At 69.2% G+C, this 7,815-nt stretch carries 5 protein-coding genes and 2 pseudogenes; all 7 read right to left on the bottom strand.

The genetic code is table 11. The annotated features are described in order from the left end of the window. A pseudogene (locus tag x551_RS26535) lies at positions 1-230 on the bottom strand (energy transducer TonB); the annotation flags it as partial. Between the two features lie 45 nt (positions 231-275). Then, complete coding sequence (locus x551_RS15880) at positions 276-713, bottom strand: biopolymer transporter ExbD (RefSeq protein WP_011829353.1); 438 nt, start codon at positions 711-713, stop codon at positions 276-278. A gap of 18 nt (positions 714-731) precedes the next feature. Continuing rightward, positions 732-1,163 (bottom strand): biopolymer transporter ExbD, encoded by a 432-nt coding sequence (locus tag x551_RS15885; protein ID WP_036235132.1) that lies wholly within the window; start codon positions 1,161-1,163, stop codon positions 732-734. A 3-nt stretch (positions 1,164-1,166) separates the two neighbouring features. Then, positions 1,167-1,952, bottom strand: coding sequence for a MotA/TolQ/ExbB proton channel family protein (locus x551_RS15890; RefSeq protein ID WP_231497764.1), 786 nt, complete (start codon positions 1,950-1,952; stop codon positions 1,167-1,169). Positions 1,953-2,273: 321 nt separating this feature from the next. Beyond that, entirely contained in the window at positions 2,274-4,826 is a 2,553-nt protein-coding gene (locus tag x551_RS15895; RefSeq protein WP_036249440.1) for a TonB-dependent receptor, read from the bottom strand. Between the two features lie 94 nt (positions 4,827-4,920). Further along, positions 4,921-6,806 (bottom strand): annotated as a pseudogene (locus x551_RS15900) (ABC transporter ATP-binding protein). 56 nt (positions 6,807-6,862) lie between these two features. Beyond that, positions 6,863-7,815 (bottom strand): ABC transporter permease (locus x551_RS15905; protein ID WP_036249443.1); only part of this gene is annotated, 953 nt, incomplete at its 5' end.

Here is a 7,815-nt window from a genome sequence, read left to right on the forward strand (position 1 = left end):
GGTGGCGCAGGCTTCCGGATCTCCTTGGGCGGCGGCGGGGGCGGCGGAGGCGGCGGCGGCGGAGGGAGCTCCGCGATGATCTTCGCCTCGAGCGGCTTGCGGACCACCTCGACCACGCTGCGGGCCAGACCCGACACCAGCGCATAGAAGATGAAGACGTGCAGCACCGCCACGACGACGAAGCCGACGAAGCGCCGCGACGGCGGCTGACGTTCGAAGCTCAGGTCCATGCCAACGGACTCCGGGCCCCGGCGTGCAGCGGGCCGGCCGCGACGCTATTCGATGAACTGTTCACTGCCGACGATGCCGAATTTGGTGAGGCCGTTGCGCTGCACCGCGGCCATCACGCCGGCCACGGTGCTGTACTTCGAGAGCCGGTCGGGCCGCAGGTGCAGCTCGGGCTGCGCCTCCAGCGGCAGTGCCGCCATGGCCTGCAGCCGGCGCTCGGCCTCGACGACGTTGGCGACCGGCTCGGCGTTGAAGAAGATCGCATCGTTGGCATCGATGTCGATCTTCATCACCTGCGGCGGCACGACCTGCGGCGGTGGCGGGCCGACCGGCATGTCGAGCTTGACCGCGTGCAGCTGGATCGGGATGGTGATGATGAGCATGATCAGCAGCACCAGCATCACGTCGATCAGCGGCGTGGTGTTGATCTCCATCATCAGCTCGGGCTCGTTGCCGGCGTCGGCGCCCAGCGGGCTCATGGCCATGGTCGAAAGGCTCCTGCGTCAACCGCCGCGCGGCGGCGGCTCGGTGATGAACGACACCTTGGTGATGCCGGCGCGCTGGCAGGCGTAGACCACCTTGCCGACCGCGTTGTAGCGTGCCGCAAGGTCGCCGCGGATCTGCACCTCGGGCTGCGGCTTCATCGCCGCCACCTTCTTGAGCCGCTCGACCAGCGCGTTCGCGTTCGGCACGCGGCTGTCGTACCAGTACATCGCGCCGCCGGCGTCGACCGAGATGATCACGTTCTCGGGCTTGCTCTCGCGGACCTGGATCGTCTCCTTCGGCAGCGTGACGGGGATCGAGGTGGTGACGACCGGGATGGTGATCAGGAAGATGATCAGCAGCACCAGCATCACGTCGACCAGCGGCGTGGTGTTGATCGCCGAGACGACCTCGTCCTCGTCCCCTCCCGCGGGGCCGACGCTCATCGCCATCGCTCAGGCCTTGGCCGGGGCGCGGCTCGTGGCGAGCAGCACCGAGTGCAGGTCGTTGCCGAAGGCGCGCACTTCTTCCATCGAGCCCTTGTTGCGACGCACCAGCCAGTTGTAGCCCAGCACCGCCGGCACGGCGACCGCCAGGCCGATGGCCGTCATGATCAGGGCCTCGCCCACCGGGCCCGCCACCTTGTCGATCGAGGCCTGCCCGGCCACGCCGATCGCGGTGAGGGCGTGGTAGATGCCCCAGACCGTGCCGAACAGACCGACGAAGGGCGCGGTAGAACCCACGGTGGCCAGGAACGCCAGGCCGTCCTGCAGGCGGCTCTGCACGCGCTCCATCGCGCGCTGGATCGACATCGTGACCCAGCTGTTCAGGTCCACGTGCTCGAACAGGCCGCCGTGCTTCTTGGTCGCCTCGAGGCCGGCCTCGGCGATGAAGCGGAACGGGCTCGTCGGCTCCAGCGTGTCGGCCCCCTGCCGCACGCTGCCGGCGCTCCAGAAGCTCTTGGCGGCCAGCTTGGCCTGGCGGTTGAGCCTGGCCTGCTCGATGAACTTGACGACGATGATGTACCAACTGCCCATCGACATCACGACCAGAATCAGCAGCACGGCCTTCGCGACGCCATCGCTGGTTCGCCACAGCGACTCCAGGCCATAGGGGTTCTCGACCACCGCCGCCGGTGCTGGCGCGGCCGCCGCAGGGACGACGGCCGCGGAGGCCGCCGGCTCGCTGGGCACCACCGCCTGGGCATGAACGACCGAAGGCGTCAGGGCCGTCCCGGCCATCAGCAGGGCCAAGGCGAACGTCCCCAGCAAGGCGATAGCCGAACGGCCACGAAAGCAACGAATCATGAAATCTCCGGGAGGCGTGCGTTGAAACGAGATTGTCGCGGGGGGACGATGCCGCTCGCAGGAACGACTCATCGCGGGCCCACGGGGTCAGCGGGCGGAACAGCGCTTCGTGAGCGGATGCGATTATGAAACCCGGCGGGCTGCCGGTCGGCCAAAAGCATACGCCGTGCGTCGAGGGAGGCGCTCCTGGTTTTGATCCGGGTCAGTTCGTTCATCGGACGTCGTAAGAGAATTTTTCAAATTCTCATACAACATTCATGCCATGGATCGACGGAGCACCTTTCCTCGATCGTCCCTGGCAGCATCGTCGTCGAGCTGTCGTTTCGCTTTCGATATCGCTGACAAGCTGGCAGCTCGAATTGCACGACGACTTCGACGGTTCAATTGAACTCGTAGCTCGCATTCAGGAAGAAGAAGCGCCCCCGGTTGGTGTACAGCTCGGCGAAGCCGAGCTGGGAGTAGCGGCCGTCGGAGGCGTTGGTCACGCTGAACGGCGGCATGCGGTCGAACAGGTTGCGGATGCCGAAGTCGAGGCGCAGGTTCTTCAGGCCGGTGAAGCCGGACACCCAGTCGACCTCGTGGTGGGCGGCCACCTTGCGGGTGCCGGGCGCAGGATCGGGCTCGTCGGTGTCGTAGAAGCCGCCGGTCGAGCGCAGCGCCAGGGTGTTGGCCCAGGTCGCCAGCTCCCAGGTCACGCTGAAGAGGTTGCGCCACTTCGGCGCGGCGTAGGTCTCCTTCAGGTCCTGCCAGGGCTGGCCCGGCCCGTCCTGCCGCTCCTGCTTCAGGTAGTAGGCCGTGTCGTTGCGCAGCGTGAAGCTGCCGGCGCCCGCGCTGCCGAGGCGCTGCTCGAGCTGCAGGTCCAGCCCCTGCACCCGGGCCTTCGAGAAGTTCTGCAGGTCGGTGTCGACGACGATGCGGCCCTGCGCGTCCTGGGCGAACTTGCCGGCCGCGATGGCCTGGTCGACGGTCGGCGTGTTGATCTGGTCGGCGATCTTGATCTGCCAGATGTCGAGCGTGGCATTGAATCCCCCTCTGGCGACAGCACGAAGCGAGGTTGTAGGTGCGGCCCTTCTCCGGCTGCAGACGCGGGTTGGAGCCGTTGGCGAAGAAGCCCGACAGCGTGCAGCCGGCCGGCTGGCCGAAGGCGGCGCACAGCGTGTCGTTGGTGAAGTCGGCGGCGCCGCTCTCGCGCGCGCCGTAGAGCTGCTTCAGGCTCGGCATGCGGAAGCTCTCGGTGTACGAGGCCCGGGTGCTGAAGGCCGGCGTGAACAGGTAGCGCGCGGCCAGCTTGGGGCTGGTCTTGCTGGCGCTGGGGTAATGGTCGTAGCGCAACGCCACCTGCCCTTCGAGCTGAGGCGTCACCGGCACGTTGAGCTCAGTGAAGAACGCGTAGGCCTTGCGCTCGGCATCGACGGCCGCCTGCTGGATGCTGCCGACGATCTCTCCGGCCTGCGACAGCGCATCCGGCGTGTCGACGATCGACTCCTTCCAGACCGAAGTGCCGACCGCATAGGACAGCGGGCCGGCCGGCATCTGCAGCAGTTCGCCGGTCAGCTTGCCGTTGGCGAACAGAATCTTCGACTCGCCCTCGCGGCGTGGTCGCACCTTCAGCGACTCGACCAGCGCCGGGTCGTTGTTGAGCGAGCTGGCGTCGAGTTGGTCGACGCCGGCATAGGTGAAATAGTTGCGGTCGTCGTTGACGACCCGGCTGCGGCCCTGGCCGACATCGACCTTCCACTCGACCTCGCCGAGCGTGCCCTCGAGCCCGGTCGACAGTTGCAGCAGGTTGGCCGTGCGCTGGGTCAGGCGCGGCCCGCCCTGCATGAAACGGCCGACGAAGAAGTCGCCGTTGCCGTCGAGGAAGTAGTCGGGCGCGGGATGGCCCACGAAGGTGTCGCGCGAGCGCGAGGCCAGCACCTCGGCGAAGCCCTGGAGACCGGGCGTCAGCTGCACCGTGCCCAGCAGCATGCCGCTGAGCCGATCGGCACCGTTGTAGGCGCTCAGCAGGCTGGCATTGAAGTCGTAGCGGCACAGGCCGTCGGCACCGATCTGCGCCGGCGGGCAGGGTCGCACGTAGGCGCCAGGAATGGGGATGAAGTCGGCATCGACATAGTTGCCGGTGGGCGCGAAGATGCTGCGGCTGTCGGGCCCGCCGAACCGCCGGAAATCGGCCGAACTGGACATGTCGCGGTCGCTGCGCTGGATCGGGTCGCGCTTGAACAGGTCGAGGCCGGCGAACACGTTGTAGCCGTCGGCCGCCAGCGAGCCGAAGCCGGCCGACAGGCCGGCCTTGCGCTCCTCGCCGTCGCCGCGGCTGGAAATGCCGTAGCCGGCGCGCAGCTCGAAGCCGGTGTAGCTCTTGCGGGTGATGAAGTTGACGACGCCGGCCACCGCATCGGCGCCATAGATCGCCGAACCGCCGTCCTTCAGGATCTCCACGCGCTCGATCGCGGCGAGCGGGATGGAGTTGACGTCGACCGCGGCGCCCGCCCCCGAGGAGTCGTACAGCGCATTGATCGGCAGCCGGCGGCCGTTCAGCAGCACCAGCACATTGGTCTCGGCGAGGCCGCGCATGAAGACGATGGCAGTGCCCGAGCCGACCGGCGTGCCCGAGGACAGCTCGCCGTCGTCGAAGATGTCGAGCGACATGATCGATTTCATCAGCTCGTTGATCGTCGACGCGCCGGTCCGCTCGATGTCCTTGCGGGTCACCACCTGCACCGGCACCGGCCCCTCGACCTGGCTGCGCTTGATGGCCGAACCGGTCACCTCGACCCGCTCGAGCCTCTGCGCGTCCTGCGCCTGCACGCCTGCGGCTAACGACAGCAGCGCGCTGCCGACGAGCGCCGTGCAGCGTGCAAAAGTCGGGGGGTCTACGGGACATCGGGGTGGCTCCTGCGGGTCAGGGAGGATCGAACTGGGACGATTGGAACATCTGGCGGTCCAGCCTCGGAACGGCCGCCAGCAGGCGACGCGTGTAGGCGCTGCGCGGCGCTTCGAGCACTACGCCGACCGGACCCACCTCCTCGAAGCGCCCGCGGTGCATCACGGCCACCTCGTCGGCGATGTACTCGACCACGCCGATGTTGTGCGTGATGAACAGGTAGGACACGCCGAGCTCGCGCTGCAGCTCGCGCAGCAGGTTGAGGATCTGCGCCTGCACCGACACGTCGAGCGCCGAGGTCGGCTCGTCGCACACCAGCAGGCGCGGCTCGACCGCCAGCGCCCGCGCGATCGCGATGCGCTGGCGCTGGCCGCCCGAGAACTCGTGCGGCCAGCGCTCCAGTGCGTCGCGGCGCAGTCCCACGCGCTCGACCAGCGTCTCGATGCGGGCGCGGCGCGCGGCACGGTCGAGTTCGGGCCTCAGCGCGACCAGGCCCTCTTCCAGCGCCTCGAACACCCGCATGCGCGGGTCGAGCGACGCGAACGGGTCCTGGAACACGATCTGGATCTCGCGGCGCGCCCGCCGCAGCGCATCACCCTGCAGCGAGAACAGGTCCTCGCCTCGCCACAGCGCCCGGCCCTCGACCGCCGCCGTGCCGCGCAGCAGCTGCAGCAGGGCCTTGCCGATCGTCGTCTTGCCGCAGCCCGACTCGCCCACCAGCGCCAGCGTGCGCCCGGCGTCGAGCCGGAACGACACGCCGTCGACCGCCGTCACGTGCGAGCGGGTGCGCTGCAGCAGCCCGCCGCGCACCGGGAAACGCACCACGAGGTTCTGCACGTCCAGCAGCGGCGAGGGCTCGACCGGCGCCGGCCGAGCCGCAGGCGCGTCGATCGCTGTCGTGGCCGGCGCCGACCCGGGCGACGATGCGCCGTCGACATACAGCAGGCAGCGCACCTGATGGCCGGCCGCGGTCTCGATCAGCGGCGGCTCGGTACCGTGGCAGCGATCGAACACGCGGTCGCAGCGGTCGGCGAAGCGGCAGCCCTCGAAGCGCCGCCACAGCGGCGGCACGCTGCCGGCGATCGCCGCGAGCTCGCCGCCGCGCTGGCTGGCGTCGGGCACGGCGCGCAACAGCAGCCGGGCGTAGGGGTGGCGCGGGTGGGCGAAGAAGTCCTTCGCGCTCGCCACCTCGACGATCTGGCCGGCATACATCAGCGCCACCGTCTGCGCCATGCCGGCCACCACGCCGAGGTCGTGCGTGATCAGCATCAGCCCAGTCCGCGCTCGCGCTGCAGCTCGCGCAGCAGGTCGAGGATCTGCTTCTGGATCGTGACGTCGAGTGCGGTCGTGGGCTCGTCGGCCACCAGGAACTCGGGCTCGGCGGCCAACGCAATGGCGATCATCACGCGCTGCTTCTGCCCGCCGCTCAGGCGGAACGGGTAGTCGTCGATGCGCCGCTCGGGCTCGGGGATGCCCACGCGCTTCAGCCAATCCAGCGCCTTGGCCCGCGCTGCCGCGCCGCGCAGCGCCGTGTGCGCCTCGATCGCTTCGACGATCTGCGTGCCGATCTTCATCACCGGGTTCAGGCTGGTGGCCGGCTCCTGGAAGATCATGCCGACGCGCGCACCGCGCACCGCCCGCATGCGCGACTCCGGCAGGTCCAGCAGTTCCTCGCCGCCCAGCTGCACCGAGCCCGCGGTGACGCGGCCGTTCTCGGGCAGCAACCGCATCAGCGCCAACGCCGTCATGCTCTTGCCGCAGCCCGACTCGCCCACCAGCGCGAAGGTCTCGCCACGCGTGATCGCCAGGCTCAGGCCGTCGATCGCGCGCACCAGGCCGGCGTCGGCGTCGAGCGCGACGTGCAGCGCCTCGATGGACAGGGTGTCTGCAGGCGCAGCGCTCACTGGACCACCTTCGTGCTGCGCACTCGGGTACTCGCCCTCGGGGCGGCCCGGCGTGCTCATGGCACTCCCTTGCCGGAAGCCGGCAGAACGCGGGCGCGGAAGCTGCGTGAGCGCGGATCGAAGGCGTCGCGCACGCCGTCGGCGAACAGGTTGGCCGCCAGCACCAGCGTCACCATGAATCCGAAGGCCGCGGCGAACGACCACCACACCACCGGATCGCGGCTCATCTCGCTGCGCGCCAGGTTGATCATGCCGCCGTAGCTGTTCATCGACGGGTCGACACCGACGCCCACATAGCTCAGCACCGCCTCGTAGAGGATCAGCGCCGAGAACTCCAGCACCGTGGTGATCAGCACCAGGTGCATCACGTTGGGCAGGATGTGGCGCGCCATGATGCGCAGCGGCCCGATGCCGAAGGCGGTGGCCGCCTGCACGTATTCGAGCTCGCGGACCTTCAGCGTCTCGGCGCGCAGCAGCCGGCACAGCGAGGCCCAGCCGGTCAGGCCCAGCACCAGGCACAGCAGCAGCAGCCGAACGTCGGCGCGCTCGGCGCCGGTCTCGAACAGCTCCGGATGCTGGTCGATGAAGGCCTGCACCATCAGCACGCAGGCGGCGATCAGCAGCACGTTGGGCACCGAGGACAGTGTCGTGTAGACATACTGGATCAGGTCGTCGACCCAGCCGCGGAAGTAGCCGGCGACCACACCGAACACGATGGCCAGCGGCAGCGTGGCGATCGTCGCCAGCGTGCCGATCACGAAGGCGGTGCGCACGCTCTTGAGCGCCTGCAGCAGCACGTCGTTGCCGGTGCGGTCGGTGCCGAGCACGTGGTAGTGGCCCATCAGCGCGATCACCGGACCAGCCAGCAGCGCCATCGCCGCCAGCGTGAGCCAGGCCGCGCGCACGGGCAGGTCGGTCTCGTTGCGCAGCAGTGCGCGCAACGACTGCGCGAAGGAGCGCCGCCCGGCCCGCGCCATCGCGCCGGCCAGCGCGGCGCCGATGACCACCG

It is taken from the genome of Methylibium sp. T29, assembly GCF_000576205.1.
In the GTDB taxonomy this organism is placed as follows: domain Bacteria; phylum Pseudomonadota; class Gammaproteobacteria; order Burkholderiales; family Burkholderiaceae_C; genus Methylibium; species Methylibium petroleiphilum.

Bases quoted from the DNA above. Each gene is read 5' to 3' on its own strand.
- x551_RS15880 (WP_011829353.1), bottom strand. From the start codon at position 713: ATGGCCATGAGCCCGCTGGGCGCCGACGCCGGCAACGAGCCCGAGCTG.
- x551_RS15885 (WP_036235132.1), bottom strand. From the start codon at position 1,163: ATGGCGATGAGCGTCGGCCCCGCGGGAGGGGACGAGGACGAGGTCGTC.
- x551_RS15890 (WP_231497764.1), bottom strand. From the start codon at position 1,952: ATGGCCGGGACGGCCCTGACGCCTTCGGTCGTTCATGCCCAGGCGGTG.